Here is a 25,832-nt window from a genome sequence, read left to right on the forward strand (position 1 = left end):
TTAAAACATGTGGCGATTTAGGGGTTTAGACTATTACCGGCCAATTAAAATGATAGTCAGGGACTAATATATAAAATAATATACTAAGTCAACCTATTTTATTAAAAAAACTTAATATATTATTTTCAATTTGTTAATACTATATCAAGATAGTAGGTAAAGTCACCGATTACAAAAAAACTACTTTAAGTCTGACAACCTTTTTACAATAATTTCTATATCACGTCCGACAACCCTAAAAGTTCTGTTATATTCGTTATTATATAAGTTATTGAAACAGTTCGAATGGAGTTTGAAAAAGGATTAGTGATTCGCTCAACAGGTTCCTGGTACGAAGTCCGGGACGATCGCGACGGACATATCTGGCAATGCCGGTTGAAGGGAAAATTTAAGACGATGGGGTTGAAAGTAACGAACCCGATCGCGGTTGGAGATTTTGTGCGTTTTGAAATCGAAGACGAAAATCAGAATTCAGGAATTATTTACGAGATTTTACCAAGGATTAATTATGTGGTCCGCGCTTCGGTGCACAAGACGGCTCATTCGCATTTAATTGCAGCTAATGTTGATCAGGCGATCCTGATCGCAACCTTGGTTTTTCCCAGAACGTCACTTGGTTTTATCGACAGATTTCTAGTTGCTATTGAATCATTCAGGATACCGGGCGTAATCATTTTCAATAAACAGGATCTTTTGAATGATGAGATCAAAGAGTTTCAAACCCAGCTGATGGATCTGTATTCCAGTCTGGGTTATACCTGTATGGCGACAACGGCGGTGACCGGCGAAGGACTCGAAGATTTCAGACAGCTTTTGAGAGGAAAGGTTTCGCTTTTGTCAGGCCATTCCGGTGTCGGGAAATCAACTTTGGTAAACACGATTGCGCCTGCTCTGGATATTAAAACCCAGGAAGTTTCAACATTTGCAAATAAGGGGGTTCATACCACAACCTTCGCAGAAATGTTTGAATTAGAACCGGGAACATTTATCATCGATTCGCCGGGAATTAAAGAGCTCGGATTATCAGATATGAAACCGGAAGAAATCAGTCACTATTTTCCTGAAATGCGCGAACGATTGAATGAATGCCGCTTCAATAATTGTCAGCACATCAACGAGCCCGGTTGCGCAATTAAGGATGCTGTAAGTGACGGAGAGATTGCTTTTAGCCGTTATGAAAGTTATTTGAGTATGGTTGGGGGAGGAGATAACCGAAGATGAAATCCAAAACCTCCGGGGCATGAAAAATGTAGAACATATCGGAATAGCAGTCAGAGATCTTGAAGCGGCTGAAAAATTATTCAGCACTCTGTTTAACAGTCAGCCTTATAAAAAAGAAACGATAGCTTCTGAATCCGTTGAAACATCATTTTTTAAAATAAATCAGACGAAAATAGAATTGCTGAAGGCGACTGGTGCTGAAAGTGCGATTGCTAAATTCATCGAAAAAAAAGGAGAGGGCTTTCATCACGTGGCTTTTGAAGTGGACGATATCCTCTCAGAAATGGGTCGGCTGAAAAACGAAGGATTTACTTTGCTAAACGAATTTCCTAAGCAGGGAGCCGATAACAAACTGGTATGTTTTATTCATCCAAAAGGAACAAATGGAGTACTGATAGAACTTTGCCAAGAAATAAAAAAGCCGGATTCTTAATCCGGCTTTTTTATTTAGGTTAGAATGGAAGTCCCACAGCAATATTCAAGACCAGATTCTCTTTTCTCCAAGCCCTGCTTCCAAAATTGATTTCGTTGAACACCCATGGATTTTTGTATTTGACTGGCGCATCTGGATCAAAAGGTGCATTCGGATCCGTATCAACTGGGGTCACCGTATACCATGGCTTTCTGAAAGGTGTGGCCAGATCCAGACGGAAAACGAGGAATGAGAAATCCAGACGGAGGCCTATACCACCTCCTACTGCAACCTGGTTTAAGAAATTTTTCTTGAAAACAGATTCAGGGCCATAACCTTCCGAGGCATCACCTCGATATGACCAGATATTTCCGGCATCGACAAAAACCGCTCCGCCAATAATATCCGTAAATTTCACCCGTACCTCAGAATTAGCTTCCAGTCTGATATCTCCAAATGCCTGATACCCGAAAAGTCGGATCGAAGATGTGTCCTGGTTATAAGCACCAGGACCCAGAGCCCGGGCCCGAAATGCACGAAGTCCTGTACTTCCACCGCCGAAATATTGCTTGAACTGAGGCATTTGCATTGTTCTGGAATTTCCAAATGGAATACCGACGCCGGCCAGAAGACGATTCGCCCATTTTATTCTGGAGTTGATCGTCCTGTAATATCGAATATCTCCGTCCAGTTTGACGAATTGTAAGATTGGTACACCAAAAAGTTCTTTGGCTGGATTTGCCATAGTATCTGATTTTGGTCTCTTTCCGAGTAAACTCAATAAATTCCCACCATAATCGATCCCTCCCAGCATTACAAACTGGTTTTTGCTAAAAGGTCTTGGTGTCGGTCTGTATGAAACAGAATAATTAGAACCCATAATGAAATACTTTGTTTCAATCAGGTCAATATATCTTCTTGCTTCAAGTGGACTTAAATTCGGATTGAAAATTATTTCCTCATATTTTAAGGGATCAACATTTCGCGGCTCAATAAAATTAAGGGCGATCGGAGTTAAATTATGTTCTAATCTTGAATTTTTACTCCATACATAAGAATAATCAAAGCGAATCGACCGCGTCGTGTAGAAACCTCTCTGAATCCTGTTTTCATAAGTTAGTGCCATTATAGTTTTCGGCAAAACCTGGCTTCTTTCAGGGCGGATTTTAACGAATGGAATAACAAATCTTGGAAACGAAAGGCTGGCAATTGCTCCATACCTTACATATTCATTTCCTACTCTGCCAGGATTTTCTACCCGATTTCCACCTAACTGTACGTCAAATCCGAAATAAGGACTGAATGTCAAGATCTCACCGCCTCTTAAAAAATTTCTGTTTTTAAGATTGACTCTTAGTTCTGATCCGCCCAGGTTGTTTGATTTAGTACTGGCACTTAATACCGTTTGAAGCGACTTTTTCTTTAAAGGCGCAAGATTATAATACACATTCAACATGGCCGAATCTGATCGTGGAACCAGTTCGAAACTGTTTTTTACAAATTTGAAATTCTGAAAGTTAACCAGCCGGGTTACAGAAAGATCCTGCTGCGTATTCGTGTAAAGATTCCCTTTTCGAAAGGCAATTGCATCATAAAATATCCGGCGTTTGTAGAGTTTTCCAGGATCGTTAATGTTCAGCCCTCTTCTTGCAGGGCCTCTGTTTGTTGCACTATCTGCACTTTTGTCTTCATTTGTTCCGGTGTTGACAAAAATGTTGTTAATATAATATTGCTTTAAAGCTGTCTGGGCGGTTTCTTTTTTTACTTCCAGATATAAGTTAACCTGCTGAGGGGCCAACGTCGAATCCTGCTTGCCAATTGTGGAATCCACGCGCATGATCAGATAATCAGGATTGAAATAATAATATCCCTTGCCTTTTAATAGCTGCTCAATCCGTGAACGCTCTGACGTAACTACATCCAGACGTATCGGATCGCCTTTTCTTAGATAGGTATCCTTTTTTGTGCGCACAAGATCTTTATTGAACTGCGCGCTATCCGGCACAACAAAGTTGATCTCGTTAATAAAATAGCGGGGCATTACATACGCTTCATACTCAGCAATTGCCGTTCGTTTCTTTTCGTTAAGTTTTAATTTCCCTTTTGCAGAAGACTTATAATACCCTTCATTGTCCATAAACCCAACCATATTCGTCGCATTGATGTCTACAATTCTCTGATTGGCATATACAGGCGGTTGTCCCAATTTTTTCCTGAACCAGCTGCGCAGACCACCTTCGTCCTTTGGTTCACCGATCCAGTAATAAAACCAGACTTTCCAGGGAAAGCCAAAAAGTGTTTTATTTGGCGGAGGTTTTATAATTCCTTCAAGGCTCGTTTCCAACTCCCCGACTTTCGGTTTGGTCAGTGAATCCGGCGTTACTTTTACAGTGTTCCCAACATACAGGCTTTGGCCAGCCGGGACGTACTTTCTTACTGAGCAGCTACCCAGCAGGATACATATCACAAAGATGGCTAAAGTATTAATCTTCATTTTTTTGCTTTTGAAAAATTTCACGGAACAAATCGTAATCTGCCGTTATAATAAAACTCACTCCTGTTTCTACAATAAACCCTTCCAGAATCGACTGATATTGGTTTTTTCTATACCCCCGGAATAAATACCTACCGTCTTTGCTTAGCGAATAATCGAGTGCTATGTTGTCAAATACTTCCGATGAACTAGGCGTCTGAGATTTACTTTCCAATTCGAAGTTTTTACCCACTGATATTTTTAACCTGTCTCCGAGGAATGCTTTGCTCAAACCTACATTCAGATCAGTTCTCGAACCTGCAACCTGATCGGTTGAAGAGTTAAGATTTAAGTCCAGATTCACGCCTTTTACCAGATCACCCGCAAGGTTATTAAGCTGATCGCTTAATAACTGGCTCACACTTTGGCGAGCTATCTGTTCTGCGCTCGATCCGATATTAAAGCCTGAAGAAGCCTGGTCGGTGATGAATTTATTGGTGATCAATAATGCAAAGGCCTGTTTGTTCATTTCGGAAGGATTGTTTTTCATATCATTCCAGAATGTCTGATCGGATATATCTTTTTTGACATTCTCGGAAACTTCCGCACCAGGTTCCACATTGAAGGTGATATTTGGCGAAGACAAGTTTCCGGTAATGATGATTTGAACTTCAATCGGAATCTTGCGATCTCCCCGGTAATTGTTGTCGATTGATCCCGGATCTACCATAACCGGGTAAACTGCTGTAATATTTAAATCAGCTTTCATTGGGTCGCCGGTCCAAATCAGACTGCTTCCCTTTCTGATCTCAAAATTTCTTTTCAGAATTTGCAGTGTCAAATCGTAGGAGCCCTGGGTCACATCATAAGCACCGATTAAATAAAGCTGCCCGTTCGGCGCGATACCGGTGTTTAATTTTGCATTACCTCTGAGTTGAATGTTGTCCCCATTTAATTCATCGATAACAACCTTAAATTCAGATTTATCGTCAACGTCAATGTCGAGAGAGATTTGAGAAGCAAAGTCAACCATGATCTGTGCCGCAGTTTCAGCAGAATCCACTTTCGCAACTTGTGTAGAATCGCTCATGTCAACGAATTCGATCACGCCTTTGCTCGCGTCTCCTGCTTCGGAAACGCTGTTTGACATCACCACAGTTACATTACTCTCAGGATCAACTTTCACATTTCCGTCCACAACGGATCTGCTTCCTTTTCCTTTTACGGTCAGGTTAGCATCGATCAGCGCCTTACCATAGAAAAGATCATTTTCTTTCTGCGTGGAATTAAGAACGGTGAAGTTCTTTGCGTCTATTTTCAAATCATAAGCAACATCCGGAAGTGTTGAGATGTTGACGTTTCCATTAACTTTCAATTGCTGATTGAGCGAATCGGCAACAGTAAAATTATTGAAGTTGATCCGCTGATCTGCGAATTGAAGTTTTTGGTTTGTCAATGAATAACGGGTACCGAGCTGTGTGACATTGAAGGCAACATCATCAAACCCCATATTTCCGTTTAGTTTCGGACTATCGGTTGATCCGGTAATGGCTAGCTTGCCTGAAAGATTTCCTGTTGCCCGCTTCAACTGCCCAAAACTAAATGCCTCGATGGTCTCTGCACCGAATTTTTTCATGTCTAATGTAAAATTCAGCGGCTCTTCTTCTTTCAAACGATAGCTTCCGTAAAGGCGCATATCATTTTTGTCGCTGATCAAATTAACACCTACACGAATCCGGTCTTCGGTTTCATTTGTTGATCGAATCGATAAGTTCCCTATTGGGATTTTTGTAAATGCAAAATTATTGATGTCGAGACGGCCCGTATAAACTGGCGACGTCATATAATTACTTAACTTGATTTTTCCACTTAATGTACCCGAAGCCATCGTTGAATCACGCGTAACCAATGCCGCAAACGGACCGATAGAAATACTGTCGGCGACGATATCCAAAGGACTGTTAGGTTGGTCCGTCGATGAATTGATAGATATTGATTGATAATCCTGACGAATTACGAAGTTTTTTACAAGAACACTATCTGGTGCATATTGGATATAACCTTCTGAATCTGTAGCCCATTTCCGATAGTCAATCAGCAACCCCTCGCGCAGACGTAACTGATAGCGGTTATCAACCAGTGCCAAATCTCCATTGATCCCATGACGATCTGTATTTACAGAATCTTTAACGATAAAATTAAACTTGATATCGTTTTTTGCAATGTCCGTAGTCAAACCAGCATTCTGCATTCGGAAACCTCCCGTTTGCAAATTTCCTATATTTGCTGTCATGACTGCTTTTTCTTCCACGCTGCTCAGGTTTACCAAAATGCGTTCGGTATGGATGCTGTCATATTCAACCAAAGGAATACTAAGATTGGCAACCAGTGAAGAATCCTGCTGATTATTCAGCTTCGCATGAAGTTGAACAGGCTTTAATTCTGTCAGCTGCGGAGCAAATATTTTGAATAACGGATGATTCGTTACAGTAGCATCAAGCGTAAAATTAACTGGTTTGGTAACTGGATTGTAAGTCAAGCCAGGAACGGCAAAGTGTTTGCTGGTCTCGGTGAAAATAGCATCTGCAATTTCAGTGTACACAAAATCACCTTCCATCTTCGCATTTAAAAAAGGAGACGCGATTGTTGCTCTCTTGTTGCCGGCAGTATCGCTTAATTGAACCGTCATCTCAGAAATACTGACCGGCCTTTTGTGGTGGGTCATGACAAAATCATTTACGGAGACAGTTCCAAGAGGATTTTCAGGATTTGTCGAAGGCATATCAATCTTAATTTTGCCTTTGACCTGCAAGGAATCATTGTATAAATGCAGCGCCGTCAAATTCAGGTTGTCAATGTTTGCCTCACCCAGCACACTCGGGAAATCCTTCGAAAGGTCCGCTTCTCCTTTTAACGATAAATCAATATTTTGATCTTTTATATCAGCTGTTACATGTGCCAGATTATGATCAATGTCTCCTTTTAATACTAAATTTTTATAGATGTAACCTTTGATATCGGCGCTTTGGATTGTCCCGTCCAGATTAGCTTTCATTCTCGACGGTGTATAACCAATTCCTTCAAGCTTGGTAGACAACGTTAGTTTTCCGAGTTCTTGCGGAGGCTGTTTCAACATTTTCCCCATATCGAAATCTGTAAAACTCAGCGTTCCATCGTATTGTGCTCTGATGCTATCGGTAATATTCTGAAGATTTCCATCAAATGTTCCATTTCCAAAAGAAGTAGCGATGGTCGTGGTCATCGTAAGATTCTCCATCGATCCATTGACCTTGCCTGAAATCTTGATCTGTTCAGGAAGTTCAATGCTGGAAGGAACTGCACTGTCAGGAAGCATTTTCATCAAATCAGCTTTTGTAGATGACAATTCATTGATTGTCATATCTGCCGATAATTTGTTGGCATCGGGTAAACCTTTGATGCGACCATCCAGACTCAGGACGGTTCCATCAAGCATACTGAAACGGGCTTTGGAAATCAGCATATCGTCAACACTGCCGGTCACCAAACCAGATCCTTCCACCATTCCATTTGGTTCTTTGTTGAAAGGCGGCGTTGTTGAAAGATCGGGGACAAGTAATAAAATATCAGAAAAGGCAAGCCTTGTATCTTTAAGGCTTAAACGTATTTTGACATCAGGCAAATTTTTTGTCAGGTCATCAATACTGTTATAACGAAGCGTTAATTCATCACGAAGTGTCGTCTTTGGCGTTTTTACAAGAAGGTTGCGAAGATATGTCTGTTTCGCGCCGTAGCCGAAATCGGTTTGAAGTGTTAGAAGTTTGAAGCCACTTTTTTCTTCAAAAGATCCTTTCTTTAATTTTCCGGTGATATTGTCTGTCGAAAAAAGGAAATCCTTCAAATCAACATTTAGTTTTTTGACGTTCAGGTGAGCATAGTCAAGACCTTTCGGAATCGGTTTTGAATTGAAGTCATCATAACGCAGGCTATTATTAACCAACTGGATATCTTTCACAACTGCAAACCAGCCAGGTGTTTCCGTTGACTCCGCTTTGGTATCAGGAGGACTTGTTTTTGCAGCTTCTTTTTTTGCAAATTCTGCGTAGGCGGTCATGTTTTCAACCAAAACACTTTCAACATTAACACGTTGACTACCCAGATATATGCTATTTATTTTTCCTTTTAACTGACCAACAGTTATGCCGTTATTTAGTCCGGAAGTTTCATCTGTAAAAACCCAATTGAAATTATTAATATCAATATCGCTCAGCTTCAGATCCAGAGAATCTGCAGGATTTGAGGCACTTTCGGTCGTATCAACCTTTAATGCCTGGTACATCCTGAGTTTCGCAGCACTATTGTATAAAGCAATTTTTGTCGGATGATATTGTGACAATGAAGGATTGAATTTATCAAACTGCACGTTGGCAGAATCGATATTTGCGTCTGCATCGGTACCAATTACTGCATCCTTATATGAAAGACGAACTTGTTTCAACAATATTCTGTCAAGACGCATTTCCATCGGCGCTGCTGTTGTGTCAACAGGAGCAGCAGGGTCTGAACTTGCAAATGCGTCAGCGATAAATTGAAAATTAAAAACAGTATCAGGTAAGGTTCGTGAAATATTGGCCACAGCCCCTTCTAACTCAATTTTGTTGATTCCAACATTTCCTTTGATTAACGAATACATATCCAAATCGACACGCAGCATTTTACCTGAAACGAGTGTGTCGCCTTTTTGATCGGCAAAGAAAACGCCTTCTAAGACAATCCAGTCAGGAACATCGAAGCGTATTTTTTCAACATTGAGTTTAGTTTTAAGTTTTTTGCGCAAATAAGTATTTGCTTGTGCGGTAAGGAAATTTTGTCCCGCGGGAGTTTGAATTCCCCAAATCAAAACACCAATCAGGATTAAAACTGTCAGTACGATTATAGCTAATACTTTAAGTGCTTTCTTCATTCTATCGAGTTATTCCATCCATTTCAAGGAATCAGGATGGGTGAAGTTTTCGTTAATAGCTGGTCTTACAACCACATGAGTAGGATATTATCTGCGGACAGACGAATATGCTACTCATGTATTAAAGTCAAAAATGATTAACGCTTGAATAATTCCGGGCTAACCGCTTCGTTAATGGTGACCACTGACGTAATGGTGATCGGCTTTTTGTCGGCGCTGTTAATTTCAACCAGTTTTGAAGGATATAGAATTCCAAAAGCTGATTTTGTATAGTTTGAAAAATCAGTCACTGTCTCTATTCCTGCCAGTGATTCTTTCTGACGAACGAGCAGCCCTGAATTTGCGTCAAAATATAAATTGTATTTTACCCCTTTTCCCTGAAGCTCTACATTATTTGTAGCCACGCCATTAACTGTCTCGGTACCCACAGTGGATGCAATAAATCCTCGTTTCTGATAATCAATAAAGGGAGCCAGATTTTTATACAGCTCAAAATTCATGTTATCCTTATCTGCCTGACTAAGATCTTTTACGTCCGTCCGGTTTCCCATAGGCACCTTGATCCAGCCCTCAGAACCTTTTACTGCATATACAAAACTTCTGTTCATGATGGTTTTCGATTTGTAAATCGAATTATCTGCGACAGAAGCAGAAATGTTTGCAGTGTATGGAGTTGCCGTAGCTGAGGTATAATTTCGCTTTACGTTATAAGTCTTTACGCCGTCCCAAAGTGCCTTACCTCCGGTTGCGTTGTAATATTTATTGAAAATAGAATCTGCAGGGATTCTGGTTTGTGCAAATGACAGCGTAGCTGCCATTAATATGCTCAACGATGTACCTATGAATTTCTTCATACAATGAATTATGTTAAATGTTAAAAATAGGGTACGGCTAAATTTCCAATAAGTAACCAGTAATTTAGCCTAGTCAGAAATTATATTAAACATTCCTGATAAAAGTAAAAATACCATATTTATTGTAGCATGAAGCAAAAACTGTTCCAGATCAGCAACCCTGAACGTATAGGGATGGATGAAGTATAAGCTTTTTGATATTTGGTTGTGATATACTTTTGTTAATTCCGCGGTTCGAATTATAATTAAACGATTTATTACTGGAAATAAAAAAACAGAGACGAGCGACATATCATCGCTCGTCTCTGTTTTTTAGAGGATAAACCCAATATAAGTTTATGATTCGTCGCCGTTCATTGAGATTTTACCAAAACGGTATTGAAAGGTCAGATTGACAAGGCGATTTGTTTGCTGCCAAAGTGAATTTTGCATATACGTATCCGTGGCAAGCTGGCTTTTATATGCTCTGGAAAGAAAAATGTCCTGAATATTGAACGAAAGTGTTGCCTTTTTTTCCAACAGATCCTTTCTGATACCCATGTTGGCCACAAACACGCCTTGGCGAGTGCCTTGTGCAATTGCTCTCGGGCCTTCGTAATTTACATAGGCAGATGCGCGGAAATTCATTGGCAACGTTACAAAAGCGTTTAGATTACCGGAATAGCTCCACGTCCGGTTGTCAATATTAGCTAGTGCGGATACGACTTCACTGCGAAAAACACGGCCGCTGCCGTTGATTTTTAACACGTCGCCAATTTTCCGGGAGAAATCAGTTTCGAAACCATAAGCCATTTCTTTACCGACATTGTCATATTGTGTCAGAGAAATCCCTTCTGCGTCAACGGTTCTTATGCGCGTGATGGCGTTATTGGAATAATCCATAAATAAGGAAGGGCCCCATCCGCCCGCATCTTCATAATTGGAATATGCCATTTCGGCCTTATGCGTAAATTCAGGACGGAGATCAGGGTTCCCTGTTTGAAGATTTCTAGGATCGGAAACATCAGTATATGGATTTAACCAATCTGCTTGTGGACGCTGAACCCGACGGCTATAATTTAATTTTAGAAGCGAATTGTCATCCAGTTTTCTCGATAACGAAAGTGAGGGAACCAGTGTTACAAACTGAACTGAAAATTGTCTGTTCGTATTAACCTGATCGATTTGCTGATCAGAATCGGTAAGGCGTAAACCCGCTCTCATTCCCCAAAGATCTGTTTTCTTGGAGAATGTCATATATCCTGTATAAATCGAGTTCTTGTAATTAAAGATATTACTGATATTATTATCGAACTCGAAATTTCCAGTTTCACTGTTTAATAAATAGAAATTATTTGTGTTATCGTTGGTATTAATACGTGTGCGAAAGCCAACTTCCAACGTTGCTTTCGGCGTTATCGGCCAGGTATAATCTGAATTCAGGAAAAGCGATCTGCTGTTATTATTTCTAAGATTCTGTTGGAAACGACTTAGGCTGTCAATAACATTTTGCTGATCATAGTTGGACGTCCCCTCGGATTCTCCCTGAGAATAATTAGCCGTAAAAGTTAGCAGCTGATCGGTTTTGTTAAATTTATGACGGTAATCAAAACTGGTACTCAGATTACTGCCATTACCTGTACTTCTGTTTATTCTGTCAAAATGATCCAGAATCTGCCCTGTTAACAGTTCGGAATTATTCATCAGGTCACTTTTATTACGACTTTGGTCACGGGAGTAATTAACACCAATTTCAACCGCGTTTTTATCATCAATATCATAATTGGCCCCAAGTCTGCCAAAGAGATTTTTGTTGGTATTATTTCCCGTTCCGCGTTGTTCCAGACGGGACGGTTGGTCTCCCAGGAAATTATCGCGATTTAATCTGCGTTTCCAGAAAGTGTTGCGTGTCTGACCATTTACCGAGGCATTCAAGCCCAGTTTGCCCTTACGAAAACTTACATTACCGTTTGCATTATTGTTTTCTTTCAAACCGAGGCTCAAACGGCTGCTGCCGTTTATTCCCCTGATTTTATTTTTCTTCGTTATAATATCGATAACACCGGAGGCGCCTTCGCCTTCATATTTGGCAGATGGCGTGGTTGAAACATCGATCCGTTCAATCAAATCTGCAGGAAAAGACTGCAAAACGGTTGGCAGGTCACTGCCATATAATGTTGAGGGTTTCCCGTCAATCAGTACAACCACATTACCTTTTCCTCGGACTTGGGGGTTTCCATTTTCATCCAATGAAACTGCCGGTACCTTTTCCAGTAAATCACTCACATTGTTACTCGTCGCGAGCATATCTTTTCCAATATTGATCATCTTCTTATCAATATCTTCCACGATCATACTTTTCTCACCTTTAACAACAACTTCATCAAGTTTCTGAGCGGAAACAAGTACCGTTAACGTACCCAAATCAATAATGTTTGATTCGGTTGCGACACGCACATTGGGCACAAAAAGTGTTTCGTATCCCATGTTGGTTACCCGCAATATATAATTTCCTGGTTTTACATCAGATATAGTGAAAACTCCATTCTCATCCGTAATGACACCATTGGTAATACTCGAATCTTTGGCAAACAAAACGGCGATAGTTGCAAAACTTACAGGTGAATTTTTAGGCGCCTCAACGATTTTTCCAACAAGCTTTCCTCCATCGATCGGAGCATGTTTTGGATGGTTTTCAAAAGCTTGACTTTGGAGAGCTGCGGTGATAAGAAACCCGGATATGGCGAAGACACGGAGCCGTAAAGGATTAAATAAATCTTTAATCATTATTAATTTTTATAGTCGTTAGGGATAGGAATTGGTTCGGGACTAGCTTGCTGTAAACTGTATATCCAATTGATATATACTGCATAAAGCACTTTATCCGACAAATATAATCAACGGGTGGTATTTAAATTTCATTGTATAAAATTATCAAAAAATTAAGAAATATAGTATTTTAAAATGTAGTAGCATTAAATTGCATACTTTTTAAAAATATTTAATAAATACGTTTTCCTAATTCTTTGTTTAATGAAAAGCTTTCTATTGATGGTATTGTGCCTGGTATGGTTTTCTAATGCCGGGGCGCAGCCAAACATTATTCCCAAACCAACTCAAATGCTTGTTGCCAAGGGTGAATGGACACTCGGCAACAAAACAAAAATCGGTGCTCCTGCAGATGATAAATGGACAAAAGTTGCTGAAATTCTTTCTGGTCAGATTTCAAAAGCCAGTGGATATTCTCTGAAAACAGTGAAGGGTAAAGGGAACATTACATTCAAAATTTCTTCTGATGTTACCTTGGGAGAAGAAGGATATCGGTTACTGGTAACCCCAAAAGGTGTTACCATTCAGGCACAGACAGCAAAAGGAGCCTTTTATGGTGTTCAGTCTTTGCTGCAATTATTGCCCGCTGAAATTTTTAGTCCGGCTGTTGTCAGTAATATAAAGTGGACAGTTCCATATGTGACGATCAAGGATGTTCCGCGTTATCAGTACCGTGGTTTGATGCTTGATGTTTGTCGCCATTTCATGCCGTTGGAATTTGTGAAAAAGTATATTGATCTTATCGCGCTGCACAAACAAAACCAGTTTCACTGGCATTTAACGGACGATCAGGGATGGAGAATTGAAATAAAAAAATATCCTGAGCTGACAGCCATCGGTTCGAAGCGTAAAGAAACAATGAAAGGTGCTTACAAAGACCAGAAATATGACGGGACTCCTTATGGCGGTTTTTACACACAGGAAGAAATTAAGGAAGTTTTGAAATATGCGGAAGAACGATTTATCAATGTAATTCCTGAAATTGAAATGCCGGGCCACGCATTGGCTGCTTTGGCTGCTTATCCTAAACTGGGAAATAATCCTGACAAAATTTATCAGGTAGGGACTAAATGGGGAGTTTTTGATGACGTATTTATGCCTCGTGAGGAAACGTTAAAATTCCTGGAAGATGTTTTAACGGAAGTAATTGATCTTTTTCCAAGCAAATACATTCATGTCGGTGGTGATGAATGTCCGAAAGTACAATGGAAAGAAAGTCGTTTTGCGCAGGATCTGATCAAAAAAGAAAACCTGAAAGATGAGCATGGACTACAAAGTTACGTGATCAAACGCATTGATAAATTTATTACGTCAAAAGGTCGTCGCATGATTGGATGGGACGAAATTCTTGAAGGAGGACTTTCTCCAAACGCTACCGTTATGAGCTGGAGGGGAACGGAAGGTGGAATTACTGCTGCGAAAGAATTGCATGATGTGGTGATGACGCCAGGTGATTTTGTATATCTGGACCATTATCAGGCAGATGAAAAGACACAGCCTATAGCTTTCCCGTCGTTTACAAATCTGGCAGAGACCTATTCTTATGACCCAACGCCGAAAGAACTATCCGCGGAAGAAGCAAAACATATTTTAGGTGTCCAGGGAAATGTGTGGACCGAATATATGAAAACGCCTGCTTACGTCGAATATATGGTGTTTCCACGCGCCATAGCCATAGCTGAAACAGGCTGGACTTCGGCTGATCAAAAAGATTTTGCTGATTTCAGCAAGCGTCTTGAAATGCACAAAAAACGCCTGGATTACCTGGGTGTAAATTATTTCGGAGCACCGGGTAATGATAAATTTGAATACGTTTGGCCCGCGAAAAAATAAGGCTTCCATTATTTTATAAAGAAAAGCATCTCACCGGTTGGGATGCTTTTTTGTTATGTTTTCGCAATGATACTTTTGACTGGAGATGGCGAAGAAGAAGCGAATTGTTATATAAATATAAAAACGATCCTTATATCGAATCTTTGCGTGAAGGGAAATTGGATACGCCTGAGAACGGTACATCAAATTCTTCGAGAACAGGAGAAGGTTTAATGAGTTTACGGGGATAAAAAAGATTCAAATGCTAAAAAAAGATTGATATAAAGAAAGTTACCTGGATTTAGAAAGTAACGAATTTCTCGAATTTACCAGAAAATGATCTGCGAGAGCTGCCAATATTGGCGCGTCAGCCACAAGATCTAAGAGATATTGTTATGATTGATGATTTTTTTGATAAGGATAGCTGAATAATTCAAAATATATAATCAATTTCCTATTTCAAGTTTTGATCTAAAAAATGACTCAAGTTCGTTAAGACAAAAATAAAAAACCTCACACCTTCCTTCCCTTCCCCTCAAACATTCTATTTTTGCAGAATGTATAAATATATTCTTCTACCGATCTTTTTCCGGTTCGATGCCGAGCAAATTCATTACTTCGTTTGTGATCTGCTGAAGTTCGCTTTTAAAATTCCTGGTGTTCCGGCTTTGTTGAGGAGCTTATATACTTTTGAACATCCGGATCTTGTTCAGGAAGTGGCAGGTTTACGCTTTCGGAATCCGATTGGGCTTGCGGCAGGTTTTGACAAAAATGCTGAAATGGTCGATCAGCTGGAAGCACTGGGTTTTGGTTTTATTGAAATAGGAACCGTAACGCCACGCCCTCAGCCGGGAAATGATAAACCACGCTTATTTCGTGTGAAAGAAGATGAGGCATTAATTAACCGGATGGGATTTAATAACAAAGGTGCCGCCGTTGCTGCTGCAAAGCTTCGTTATAGAAAATCTTCGATTCTGGTAGGTGGGAATATTGGTAAAAATAAAGATACGCCTAATGAACAGGCGTTAAGTGATTATATTATTTGCTTCAACGAATTATTTGAAGTTGTTGATTATTTCGTGGTTAATGTGAGTTCTCCGAACACGCCAGGCCTGCGTGATTTGCAGGAAAAAGGACCATTGACAGAACTTTTGAGAGAGCTTCAAATCCGTAATAAACAAAGGCCAAACCCAAAACCGATCTTTCTGAAGATTGCTCCGGATCTTACTTTCAGCCAGCTGGACGATATTATTGATATTGTAAAAGAAACAGGAATTGCAGGTGTTATCGCAACAAATACTACAATCAGCCGTGAGAATTTAAAAACATCGAAAGATACGCTTGATAAAATCGGTGCAGGAGGATTAAGCGGCCAGCCGCTTAAATACCGGGCTACTGAGGTTATTCGTTACCTTTGTGACAGGTCGGGAAATGCGTTTCCTGTGATTGGTGTCGGTGGGATCGCTTCCGCGGCTGATGCACTGGAAAAACGTAACGCCGGAGCTGGTCTTTTACAGATTTATTCAAGCTTCATTTACGAAGGGCCAGGGCTGGTTAAGAAAATTTGTAAGGCGATGGTAACAAAATAATAGCCTTCCTGATTGACAAAATAAAAAGCACTTCATACATTCATAAAAAAATAGAGCCGAGATAAATGTCTGTAAATAAGCCGAGAGGAAACACACAACGAGCAAAAGGAGAGGAGGGCGTACGACCAGGTTTTCACTTATCTCTGGATTGGGACAGTATTTTTTCAAGTCCAAAAAGTACGCTTGCATGGGGAATATTCTTTCTGATGACAGGAATAATTCTGGAAGTTTCCTTTTTATCCTACATCGTTACCGGACTTGCTGATCAAAGCGTTGTCGATGCTTTCGGGCAGGAATCAATCCGAGATGCCGGCAGACAAACGCGCAATTTTCTGGGCGTAGTCGGTGCAACTTTTTCGCATATTTTTGTCTATCGCTGGTTTGGCGTAGGAGCATTGTTGCTTCCCATCGTACCGATACTGGCTGGTTGGAAAATTGCTTTTGGAAAAGAATTATTGCCACTGACCAGAGCGACTAAGGAAGTTGTTTTTTACATCCTGTGGGTGAGCGCGTTGATGGGTTATATCGTTTTGATGAGTAATACCGAAAATACACTCAGTTTTGTTTCAGGTGGTATTGGCTATATGATCAATGTCTGGTTGTTCGACTGGTTGAAATGGGGAAGCATCCTGCCTATCATTTTTGCGTTATTTGTGTTCGCGGTTTATTTCTATGATGCAAAGAATCTGTTGGATAAATGGCAAACTAAACCAGAAAAAGAGGAAGAGCCTGAAATAGCAGTTGCAGGAAATCCAGCAACAATAGTTACTGAGGAGCAGGGGACGGATGTTGAAAGCAAACCTGAGCCTGTGAAAGAAATTGAATATGTGTCGGTTGTTAATGATACGTACGATGACGATGTTGTCCCGGAAACTGAGGAGAGTAAAGAAGAAGAAGAACCTGTTATTCAGAACAACAGCCATGTTCTGGAGGTTATCAATAAAGAAGAAGTCAGTAAACTCGCTGTGACGCCGGTTATTACTCCGTTTGTAGCAACGCAGGTAAATGGTTCTAACGTTGACGTGGAGCTTGAACTTGAAGTCGCCGATGCGCTGACGCCGAAAGACGCTGTTGAGATCCCAGATGATGAAGATGTAAATGCTTCGATTCTGCGTGAATTCGGACAATATGATCCGATGCTAGATTTGCCTTCTTACCAGTTTCCGACGTATAACTTGCTGAGTGATGTCATTGATAACCAGCATGAAAAAGTAACGCAGGAAGAACTTGAAAGTAACAAAACCAAGATCGTGGAAACGCTTGGAAGCTACGGAATCAATATCTCGAAAATTAAGGCAACCATCGGTCCGACTGTAACGCTTTATGAAATTATTCCGGAAGCAGGTGTTCGTATTTCAAAAATCAAAAACCTTGAAGGTGATATCGCGCTAAGCTTAGCTGCACTGGGAATTCGTATTATTGCGCCGATGCCGGGACGCGGTACAATCGGTATTGAAGTTCCGAATAAAAACCGGGAGACCGTTTTTATTCGTTCAGTTCTGATGAACGAAAGATTTCAAAAATCAACTTACGATTTGCCGATCGTCCTTGGAAAAACAATTTCCAACGAAATTCATATCGCCGATCTGGCGAAAATGCCTCACTTACTAATGGCCGGTGCGACAGGACAAGGAAAGTCGGTTGGTTTGAACGTAATTCTTGCTTCGCTGATTTATAAAAAGCATCCCGCAGAATTGAAGTTTGTGCTTGTCGATCCTAAAAAAGTGGAATTGACACTTTTTAATAAATTGGAAAGACACTTCCTGGCGAAACTTCCGAATGCGGATGAGGCCATTATTACAGATACTAAAAAGGTGATTTTTACACTGAACTCTTTGTGTATCGAAATGGATTCCCGTTACGATCTTTTGAAAGAGGCAGCTGTAAGGAATCTGAAAGAATATAATGCAAAATTCGCTCAGCGGAGATTAAATCCTGAAAAGGGACATCGTTTCCTTCCATACATCGTTCTTGTAATTGATGAGCTTGCGGATTTGATGATGACGGCCGGAAAAGAAGTGGAAACGCCGATAGCACGTTTGGCACAGCTGGCCCGTGCCGTTGGAATTCACCTGGTCGTTGCAACGCAGCGTCCTTCGGTGAAGGTTATTACCGGCTTAATCAAAGCCAACTTCCCGGCCCGTTTGTCGTTCCGTGTAACATCCAGTATAGATTCCCGGACGATTTTGGATATGGGTGGAGCTGAACAATTGGTCGGTCAGGGGGATATGCTTCTTGCTATTAATTCAGAAGTGATCCGTTTGCAATGTCCGTTTATTGATACAAGAGAAATTGAGGATGTCTGTGAATTTATTGGTGGGCAGCGCGGATATGATGAGGCCTATGCTTTACCAGAGTATGAAGGTGACGAAGGATCAGAGTCGCGAAGTGAGGTTAACACGGATGATTTTGATGGATTACTTCCCGAAGCTGCGCGTTTGATCGTGACACATCAGCAGGGAAGTACGTCGCTTATTCAGCGTAAAATGAAATTAGGATATAACCGGGCAGGTCGAATTATGGATCAGCTGGAATTGATAGGCGTCGTAGGTCCATTTACAGGAAGCAAAGCACGTGACGTAATGTTTCATGATTTGAATGGTGTAGATGATCATATGCGGTCTATGGGTATAAGTGGATAATTCCTGAAAATTAAATTTGTTTAACTGTCGATTCTGATGTGTGCGGATATATCAGAATCGGCAGTTTTTATTTATATGCATTCGATAATAAATCACTTCCAACCAATTAAGATATCAGTAAACGGAATTCAATATCTGCTTTTGATCAGATAGCGGGATCCCCGCTTTTCAATTATAGCTAACTGAGAATTGAATGAAATGTAGTTGCTGGTTACTTTTTCTATTATCAATACTAAATACTGTATCATATAGTCAATCGGCGTATCCTCTGCTTCCTGATGCTTTGACCTTTTCAGACGGGAAAAAGGTTACGACAACAAACCAATGGCAGGCCCGCCGTGAGGAAATTTTGAAAATATTCCGTTCTGAAATGTATGGCACTTCGCCCGGCAGACCAAAAAACATACGTTTTGAGACCTTTGATATTGAAAAAAATGCACTAGGAGGGAAAGCAACCCGAAAACAAATTTCGATTCATATCACAGAAAATGGCAGGGAAGCGAAATTTGATCTTCTCGTTTATATTCCAAATAAAGCCCAACATCCTGTCCCTGCTATCATTGGCCTTAATTTTATCGGCAATCAGGCGATCAACGCGGACCCCGGAATTAAACTGACCGAAGCCTGGGTGGAAAATAGTAAAATGTTTCCATGCTCGGTTAACGGCAAGGCAACCGATGCTTGTCGCGGCGTGAATGCGAAGCAGTGGCAGGTTGATCGTATTCTGGACGCCGGTTTTGCACTGGCAACGATGTATCGTGAAGAAATTGCTTCGGACCGGAAAGAAGAAATGTTTAAAACCGGAGTTCATCCGTTATATCCTGAGTTACAAAATCGCGAGGACAACTTTGGAACAGTTGCTGCATGGGCATGGGCCCTGAGTAGGGGAATGGATTATTTGGAAACGGATAAGGATATTAATTCAAAAAAAGTTGCTGTTTTTGGATTTTCAAGATTAGGGAAAGCTGCGCTCTGGGCGGGAGCAAATGACAGTCGTTTTGCCCTGGTCATAAGTAACGAATCCGGCGCTGGCGGAGCGAAATTATTTCATCGGGGAATTGGAGAAAATATTCGCAGACTTAACACTGTTTTCCCGCATTGGTACGCCAAAAGTTTTAGAAAATATATGGACAAAGATACATTGTTGCCTTTCGATCAGCATTTTATTGTTGATTTGATTGCTCCGAGGCCAGTCTACATTGCTAGTGCCGAAGGCGATAAAGGCTCTGATCCTGCAGGTGAATTTTCAACTGCTCTGGAATCTGACAAGGTCTACCGGTTTCTAAAAAACGATGGTCTTCCGGTGAAAGAAATTCCCGGCCTGAATCAACCGGTTATGGGACAAATCGGGTATCATATTCGGGAGGGCGGACACGATGTTACAAGTTTTGATTGGAAACAGTTCTTAATTTTCTCTAATTTACGCCTCCAAAAATAAAAACATCTAAACAACTAATCTTACAATATATCAATGCAAACAACTTCCTCGTCTGGTAAAGAAATTACCAGGGCCCGATTTACCGAAGACAGATACTTGATTACCCTTATCTTCGTCACTTCTCTTTTCATGTTTTGGGGTATCGCCATTACGATGGGCGATGTTTTAAATAAACACTTTCAGACTGTATTGAGCCTCACAAAAACGCAGTCGGCATTTGTACAATTTGCGATTTTTGGCGCATATGGCGTGATGGGTATTCCGGCGGGACTTTTCATGAAACGTTTTGGCTATAAAAAAGGCGTGCTTTTCGGACTTTCACTTTTTGCAGGTGGCTCATTCTTATTTGTTCCGGCGGCGGCGGCGGCTTCATTTCCGTTTTTTGGAGTTGCATTGTTTATCCTGGGATGTGGTATCTCGACGCTCGAAACCGTTGCGCATCCGTTTGTCGCTTCTCTGGGCGATCAAAGAACGAGTGATATGCGTATCAATTTTGCACAAGCGTTCAATGCTCTTGGTACGATCATCGGGCCGTGGATGGGTTCTTATTTTCTTTTTGGAAACCACGTGGAAGGAAGCACTGACCTGACGTCGGTTAAGATGTTGTACATCGCAATTGGAACTGTGATCGCCACGATTGCGGTTTTGTTTTCCTTTGTAAAAGTGCCGGAATTAATCGATCCGCACGTGGCAGTGGCAAATCCTGATGCAGCCAACGTGGATACTCATCCGGAGAAGGGACTTTTTGAACATAGCCATTTTAAATGGGCCGTAGTAGCACAGTTTTTCAATGTGGCAGCACAGGCAGGTACCTGGGCATTTTTCATCAATTACGGTCATGAGAAAATGGGATTTACGGACGCCGTTGCGAGTAAATGGATGATCCTGTTTTTTGTACTGATGCTTACCGGACGTTTCGTAGGCACTTTTTTAATGCGATTTATTGCTCCTCCAAGATTGCTGGCCATTTTTGCGGCCTGCAACATCGTGATGTGTCTTCTGATCAGCCAAAGCCTGGGATGGCCTTCCTTCATTGCTTTGCTGATGCTGAACTTCTTTTTTAGTATCATGTTCCCTACGATTTTCAGTTTAGGTTTAAAAAATCTGGGAGCACATACGCAGCAAGCTTCTTCATTTATTTCAATGGGTGTAGTTGGCGGTGCTCTTTTCCCTTTTGTTATGGGAGCAGTTGCTGAACACGACGTAGCTTCGGCGTATTACCTGCCGATAATCTGCTATCTTGTGATATTTTTGTTTGGTTATAAATTTTACAAAGTTCGATAGTATTTAATGAAACTCTGGGGTATAGATTTAGGGGGCACGAAGATTGAATGTGCCGTATTGGATTCTGAAAATGATTTAGCAGTTGTTGCCCGTAAGAGGCTTCCGACCGAATCCGATAAGGGATATGACCATATTTTATCCCAAATAAAAAAATTGATTGATCTGGTTGCGGAAGAAGTCGGAGAGAAGCCGGTTAAAATCGGTTTTGCAACGCCGGGAGTTTCTGAGCCGGAAACCAATCTCATGAAAAACTCAAACACGACTTGTCTGAATGGAAAGCCGATGCAGAAGGATCTTGAAGACATATTGGGTATTCCTGTGAAACTGGCTAACGATGCAAATTCCTTTGCATTGGCAGAAGCTTTGATGGGCGCAGGAAAAGAATATCCGAATGCTGAGGTTGTTTTCGGTGTTATTATGGGTACCGGAGTTGGCGGTGGATTGGTTGTCAATAAGAAAATTATCGGCGGACATCATGGAATTGGCGGCGAGTGGGGCCATAACATTCTTGAAGAAAACGGGCATCCATGTTATTGTGGTAAAAAAGGCTGTGTGGAGCAGGTTATTTCCGGTCCGGCCTTGGAACGTTTTTATGAACAGCAAAGCGGTGAAAAATTGTCTATGAAGACTATTTTGGAGCAATACCGCCAGGGAGCAAATGTTCACGCTTCGGCGACTGTCGAGCGGATGCTTGAATATTATGGTCGTGCGATCTCTACACTCATTAACGTGCTGGACCCGGGTCTGATCGTAATTGGCGGCGGAGTTGGTAATATCGATTTGCTTTATACCGAAGGATACGAACGTATCAAAAAATATATCTTCAACGATGGTATTATTACAACGCCAATTTTAAAGCCGAAACTTGGCGACAGCGCAGGTGTTTTTGGAGCTGCGTTGCTATAAAGTTAAAAAAATAGACAATAAAAGAGTCCTGGTTATATTGTCCGATGCTGGAAACAGCGTTTGACAATGTGGCCAGGACTTCTCTTGCTGTTTAAACTAACGTCTCGCAGTTTTGTCTAAATTTGTAGTCACCTTTCAACCTGGCATACTTTTTAAAGAATTTAATTAGAATTAAATAATTGATTATGAAAAAAATAACAATTTTCTCGTTTGTGCTCGCTATTGTCGTGCTTTCTAATGTGTTTACGACAACCGTTCAGGCGCAGGGAGATAAAAAATCAACTGCGATTTTAGAGGCGATGAGTAATAAGTACCAGAAAATAAAATCATTTAAAGCAATTTTTACATACACTCCCGAAGGCGGAAAGGCATTGAAAGGCGATGCGACGGTGAAAGGGACAAAGTTTCGTTTGAAAATGGCCGGACAGGAAATTTTCAATGACGGAAAACTAATGGCAACTTATATCAAAGAAACCAACGAAGTGAATTTACAGGATTTCGATCCGTCGGCAGGTGGTGATCTGGATCCGACAAGAATTTATTCTGCCTATAAAAAGGGGTTTAAATATGCCTTCCTCCAAGAAAAGAAAGAAGGTGCGAAGACTTATGAAGTGGTTGAACTGACGTCGACAGGAAAAAATAGCCAGGTTGATAAAGTTCAGATTGAGGTAAACAAAGCAGATAAATCGATCAACAGCTGGAAAATTTTCCAGAAAAACGGACAAAAGGTAACATATAAAGTGGAACAATTCCAGCCAGATGTTGCTGTACCGGATACTTATTTCACATTTAACTCGAAACAATTTCCAGGTGTAGAAGTTGTTGATCTTCGGTAAGCGATAAGGTTAGATAATTTTATAGTTAGGGGAGGCTGGTATCAGCTTTCCCTTTTTTGGTTTTAGTAAAAAATAAATTTCGACAAATAAAATGATGTGTACAGTACAACATTTAAGCAGTAAGTTTGTTAACATTTTAATATGTGAAAAATTACAGCTTCTGAATTTTTCGCGCAGTAAATTCTTTGAGTGCATTAATGTTATTAGTAGAAATTTCAAAAAAAGTGGATCCTGTTTTCGTAAAACTCGACAAATGGTTTGATCTCAGCATTGGTTATATCCCCAATGTGGTCATGGCTATTTTGCTTCTCGTGGTTTTTCGATATCTGGCAGGATATGGCGGCCGGTTAATGGCAAAAGTTTTAGCGAAAGCCTCTCAAAACGAAGCATTGGTCAGTCTTGTGTCTTCGCTGACAAGAATTGTGATATTGACCACCGGATTATTCTTTGCATTGGGAATTCTGGGTTTAGAAAAAACGGTGACGTCTATGGTAGCAGGTGCGGGTGTTATCGCCCTTGCACTTGGATTTGCATTTCAGGATTTAACGACCAATTTTATTTCCGGTGCGTTCATTGCAATTCAGCGTCCCATCAAAGTTGGAGATATTATTGAAACGAATGGATTTACAGGAAGAGTTAAATCGATAAACCTGCGGTCTGTGATTATTGATAACCTCGCAGGTCAGCAGGTTGAAATTCCAAGTAAGGATATTTTCCAAAAGCCTATTACCAATTTTACGCATTCAGGAGAGCGAAGAGTCCAGGTTGAATGCGGTGTCGCCTTTAATGAAGATCTTGCCTTTGTTGAGAAAATAAGTCTGGAAGCAGTTCAATCGTTGGGTTTTCTAAGTAATACGAGACCCGTTGATTTTAGTTTTACCAAATTCGGAGCAAACACAATCGATTTCCAGGTTCAGTTCTGGATCGATCAGATAAAAATCGGTCCGGGTTCAGCAAAGAGTGAAGCGATAAAAGTGCTGAAATCTGCCTTTGATATTCATGGGATAGCAATTCCGGTCAGAGCGCCGGAAGGAGCTGCGGAACCAAAGAAAGAATAGATGAAACTTGCCAAGCACCATATGAAAATCCCGGCCAGGAATTATCCGGGCCGGGATCTAAAGCTAAAAGCCAATTGCTAAAAGCTAGTACAAATTAATATCTGTAAGTATCCGCTTTGAAAGGACCTTCCGTCGGAACACCGATATAAGCAGCTTGTTCAGCAGTCAAAACATCAAGTTTTGCACCAACGTGAGCCAGGTGGAAAGCAGCTACTTTTTCATCCAGTGCTTTTGGAAGAACGTATACTTTTTTCTCGTAAGCAGCAGTATTAGTCCAAAGTTCGATCTGAGCAAGTGTCTGGTTAGAGAACGAGCATGACATCACGAAAGATGGGTGACCCATTGCACAACCCAGGTTAACCAAACGACCTTCAGCAAGGATGATGATGTCTTTTCCTTCAACCGAATAAATATCAACCTGTGGTTTGATCTGAGATTTTGTAGAACCGTAAGCAGAATTCAACCAAGCCATATCGATTTCATTATCGAAGTGACCGATGTTACAAACTACTGCTTTATCACGCATTTTAAGGAAATGCTTTTCCGTGATGATACGGAAGTTACCCGTTGCGGTAACGATAATGTTAGCACGCTCAACAGCTTCGTCCATAGTTACAACTTCGAAACCATCCATTGCTGCCTGAAGCGCACAGATTGGATCGATTTCTGTAACCAAAACACGGCATCCTGCGCCACGAAGAGATTCAGCAGAACCTTTTCCTACATCACCATAACCTGCTACAACGGCAACTTTACCAGCAAGCATCAAGTCTGTTGCACGACGGATAGAATCTACAAGCGATTCACGGCAACCATATTTGTTATCAAATTTAGATTTAGTAACCGAGTCATTTACGTTGATCGCTGGCAAATGAAGTGTACCATTTTTAAGACGGTCGTATAAACGAAGAACACCTGTTGTGGTTTCCTCAGAAAGACCTTTAATGCCTTCGATCAATTCAGGGAACTGGTCGAATACCATGTTAGTAAGGTCACCACCATCATCAAGGATCATGTTCAATGGCTGACGATCTTCACCGAAGAAAAGAGTTTGTTCGATACACCAGTTGAATTCTTCCTCGTTCATACCTTTCCAGGCGTAAACTGGAATACCCGCTGCTGCGATTGCCGCTGCTGCGTGATCCTGAGTAGAGAAAATGTTACATGAAGACCAGGTAACTTCTGCACCCAAAGCTGTAAGTGTTTCGATCAAAACTGCAGTTTGGATCGTCATGTGAAGACAACCAGCAACACGTGCACCTTTCAAAGGCTGTGATGGACCGTATTCAGCGCGGATTGCCATAAGTCCTGGCATTTCAGCCTCTGCCAATGTAATTTCTTTGCGACCCCATTCGGCCAGCGTTATGTCTTTAACCTTGTAAGGAATGTACGTTTCTGTTGACGTTGCCATTTTCTATTTAGATTTTGTTGTCAATTTTAATGGTACAAAATTAAGTAGAAAAACCATCAGGATTAATATTTGTAGATGAATATTGGGGTTTTGATTTAAAATTTAGATATTCTATCTAATTACGATAGAGATACCTGGTTTTTAAA

General features: G+C 40.8%; 15 protein-coding genes. 10 read left to right on the forward strand and 5 right to left on the reverse strand.

The genetic code is table 11. The annotated features are described in order from the left end of the window. The first annotated feature begins 285 nt into the window (after positions 1–285). A complete protein-coding gene (rsgA, locus tag BMY70_RS05025) occupies positions 286–1,221 on the forward strand; it encodes a ribosome small subunit-dependent GTPase A (RefSeq protein WP_090332879.1) in 936 nt (311 codons plus the stop codon). A gap of 19 nt (positions 1,222–1,240) precedes the next feature. Beyond that, positions 1,241–1,654, forward strand: a complete 414-nt coding sequence (mce, locus tag BMY70_RS05030; RefSeq protein WP_090332882.1) for a methylmalonyl-CoA epimerase — start codon at positions 1,241–1,243, stop codon at positions 1,652–1,654. A gap of 19 nt (positions 1,655–1,673) precedes the next feature. On the opposite strand, the gene tamL is transcribed toward mce, so the two are convergent. The 4 genes from tamL to BMY70_RS05055 form a co-directional block, all read right to left on the reverse strand. Continuing rightward, complete coding sequence (gene tamL, locus BMY70_RS05035; RefSeq protein ID WP_090332885.1) at positions 1,674–4,127, reverse strand: translocation and assembly module lipoprotein TamL; 2,454 nt, start codon at positions 4,125–4,127, stop codon at positions 1,674–1,676. Continuing rightward, the gene (locus BMY70_RS05040; protein ID WP_090332888.1) at positions 4,117–9,048 is read right to left on the reverse strand and encodes a translocation/assembly module TamB domain-containing protein; all 4,932 of its coding nucleotides are present in this window, start codon (positions 9,046–9,048) and stop codon (positions 4,117–4,119) included. Before BMY70_RS05040 ends, tamL begins: the two co-directional genes overlap by 11 nt. Positions 9,049–9,185: 137 nt before the next feature. After that, a complete protein-coding gene (locus tag BMY70_RS05045) occupies positions 9,186–9,902 on the reverse strand; it encodes a hypothetical protein (protein ID WP_090332891.1) in 717 nt (238 codons plus the stop codon). Positions 9,903–10,238: 336 nt separating this feature from the next. Continuing rightward, positions 10,239–12,668, reverse strand: coding sequence for a TonB-dependent receptor (locus tag BMY70_RS05055; protein ID WP_090332894.1), 2,430 nt, complete (start codon positions 12,666–12,668; stop codon positions 10,239–10,241). Between the two features lie 246 nt (positions 12,669–12,914). On the opposite strand from BMY70_RS05055, the gene BMY70_RS05060 reads away from it, so the two are divergent. From BMY70_RS05060 to BMY70_RS05100, 8 genes are all read left to right on the forward strand, one after another. After that, positions 12,915–14,543, forward strand: a complete 1,629-nt coding sequence (locus BMY70_RS05060; RefSeq protein ID WP_090332896.1) for a beta-N-acetylhexosaminidase — start codon at positions 12,915–12,917, stop codon at positions 14,541–14,543. A 536-nt stretch (positions 14,544–15,079) separates the two neighbouring features. Further along, a complete protein-coding gene (locus BMY70_RS05070; protein WP_090332902.1) occupies positions 15,080–16,111 on the forward strand; it encodes a quinone-dependent dihydroorotate dehydrogenase in 1,032 nt (343 codons plus the stop codon). A gap of 65 nt (positions 16,112–16,176) precedes the next feature. Continuing rightward, entirely contained in the window at positions 16,177–18,753 is a 2,577-nt protein-coding gene (locus BMY70_RS05075; protein ID WP_090332905.1) for an FtsK/SpoIIIE family DNA translocase, read from the forward strand. Positions 18,754–18,946: 193 nt separating this feature from the next. Next, positions 18,947–20,191 carry a glucuronyl esterase domain-containing protein gene (locus BMY70_RS05080; RefSeq protein ID WP_090332907.1) on the forward strand — a complete coding sequence of 415 codons (1,245 nt, stop codon included), beginning with the start codon at positions 18,947–18,949 and terminating at the stop codon, positions 20,189–20,191. 33 nt (positions 20,192–20,224) lie between these two features. Further along, complete coding sequence (fucP, locus tag BMY70_RS05085; RefSeq protein ID WP_090332910.1) at positions 20,225–21,475, forward strand: L-fucose:H+ symporter permease; 1,251 nt, start codon at positions 20,225–20,227, stop codon at positions 21,473–21,475. 6 nt (positions 21,476–21,481) lie between these two features. Then, positions 21,482–22,381, forward strand: coding sequence for an ROK family protein (locus BMY70_RS05090; protein WP_090332913.1), 900 nt, complete (start codon positions 21,482–21,484; stop codon positions 22,379–22,381). A 185-nt stretch (positions 22,382–22,566) separates the two neighbouring features. Then, on the forward strand, positions 22,567–23,217 hold the full coding sequence (lolA1, locus tag BMY70_RS05095; RefSeq protein ID WP_090332917.1) for an outer membrane lipoprotein periplasmic chaperone LolA1: 651 nt from the start codon (positions 22,567–22,569) through the stop codon (positions 23,215–23,217). A 197-nt stretch (positions 23,218–23,414) separates the two neighbouring features. Then, entirely contained in the window at positions 23,415–24,275 is an 861-nt protein-coding gene (locus BMY70_RS05100) for a mechanosensitive ion channel family protein (RefSeq protein WP_090332919.1), read from the forward strand. A gap of 94 nt (positions 24,276–24,369) precedes the next feature. Here BMY70_RS05100 and ahcY read toward each other — a convergent pair whose 3' ends face one another. Then, a complete protein-coding gene (gene ahcY, locus BMY70_RS05105) occupies positions 24,370–25,686 on the reverse strand; it encodes an adenosylhomocysteinase (protein ID WP_090332922.1) in 1,317 nt (438 codons plus the stop codon). Positions 25,687–25,832 lie beyond the last annotated feature (146 nt).

The sequence above is a fragment of the Dyadobacter koreensis genome (assembly GCF_900108855.1).
In the GTDB taxonomy this organism is placed as follows: domain Bacteria; phylum Bacteroidota; class Bacteroidia; order Cytophagales; family Spirosomataceae; genus Dyadobacter; species Dyadobacter koreensis.

Coding starts and splice junctions, on each gene's coding strand:
- rsgA (WP_090332879.1), top strand. CDS start 286: ATGGAGTTTGAAAAAGGATTAGTGATTCGCTCAACAGGTTCCTGGTAC.
- mce (WP_090332882.1), top strand. CDS start 1,241: ATGAAAAATGTAGAACATATCGGAATAGCAGTCAGAGATCTTGAAGCG.
- tamL (WP_090332885.1), bottom strand. CDS start 4,127: ATGAAGATTAATACTTTAGCCATCTTTGTGATATGTATCCTGCTGGGT.
- BMY70_RS05040 (WP_090332888.1), bottom strand. CDS start 9,048: ATGAAGAAAGCACTTAAAGTATTAGCTATAATCGTACTGACAGTTTTA.
- BMY70_RS05045 (WP_090332891.1), bottom strand. CDS start 9,902: ATGAAGAAATTCATAGGTACATCGTTGAGCATATTAATGGCAGCTACG.
- BMY70_RS05055 (WP_090332894.1), bottom strand. CDS start 12,668: ATGATTAAAGATTTATTTAATCCTTTACGGCTCCGTGTCTTCGCCATA.
- BMY70_RS05060 (WP_090332896.1), top strand. CDS start 12,915: ATGAAAAGCTTTCTATTGATGGTATTGTGCCTGGTATGGTTTTCTAAT.
- BMY70_RS05070 (WP_090332902.1), top strand. CDS start 15,080: ATGTATAAATATATTCTTCTACCGATCTTTTTCCGGTTCGATGCCGAG.
- BMY70_RS05075 (WP_090332905.1), top strand. CDS start 16,177: ATGTCTGTAAATAAGCCGAGAGGAAACACACAACGAGCAAAAGGAGAG.
- BMY70_RS05080 (WP_090332907.1), top strand. CDS start 18,947: ATGAAATGTAGTTGCTGGTTACTTTTTCTATTATCAATACTAAATACT.
- fucP (WP_090332910.1), top strand. CDS start 20,225: ATGCAAACAACTTCCTCGTCTGGTAAAGAAATTACCAGGGCCCGATTT.
- BMY70_RS05090 (WP_090332913.1), top strand. CDS start 21,482: ATGAAACTCTGGGGTATAGATTTAGGGGGCACGAAGATTGAATGTGCC.
- lolA1 (WP_090332917.1), top strand. CDS start 22,567: ATGAAAAAAATAACAATTTTCTCGTTTGTGCTCGCTATTGTCGTGCTT.
- BMY70_RS05100 (WP_090332919.1), top strand. CDS start 23,415: ATGTTATTAGTAGAAATTTCAAAAAAAGTGGATCCTGTTTTCGTAAAA.
- ahcY (WP_090332922.1), bottom strand. CDS start 25,686: ATGGCAACGTCAACAGAAACGTACATTCCTTACAAGGTTAAAGACATA.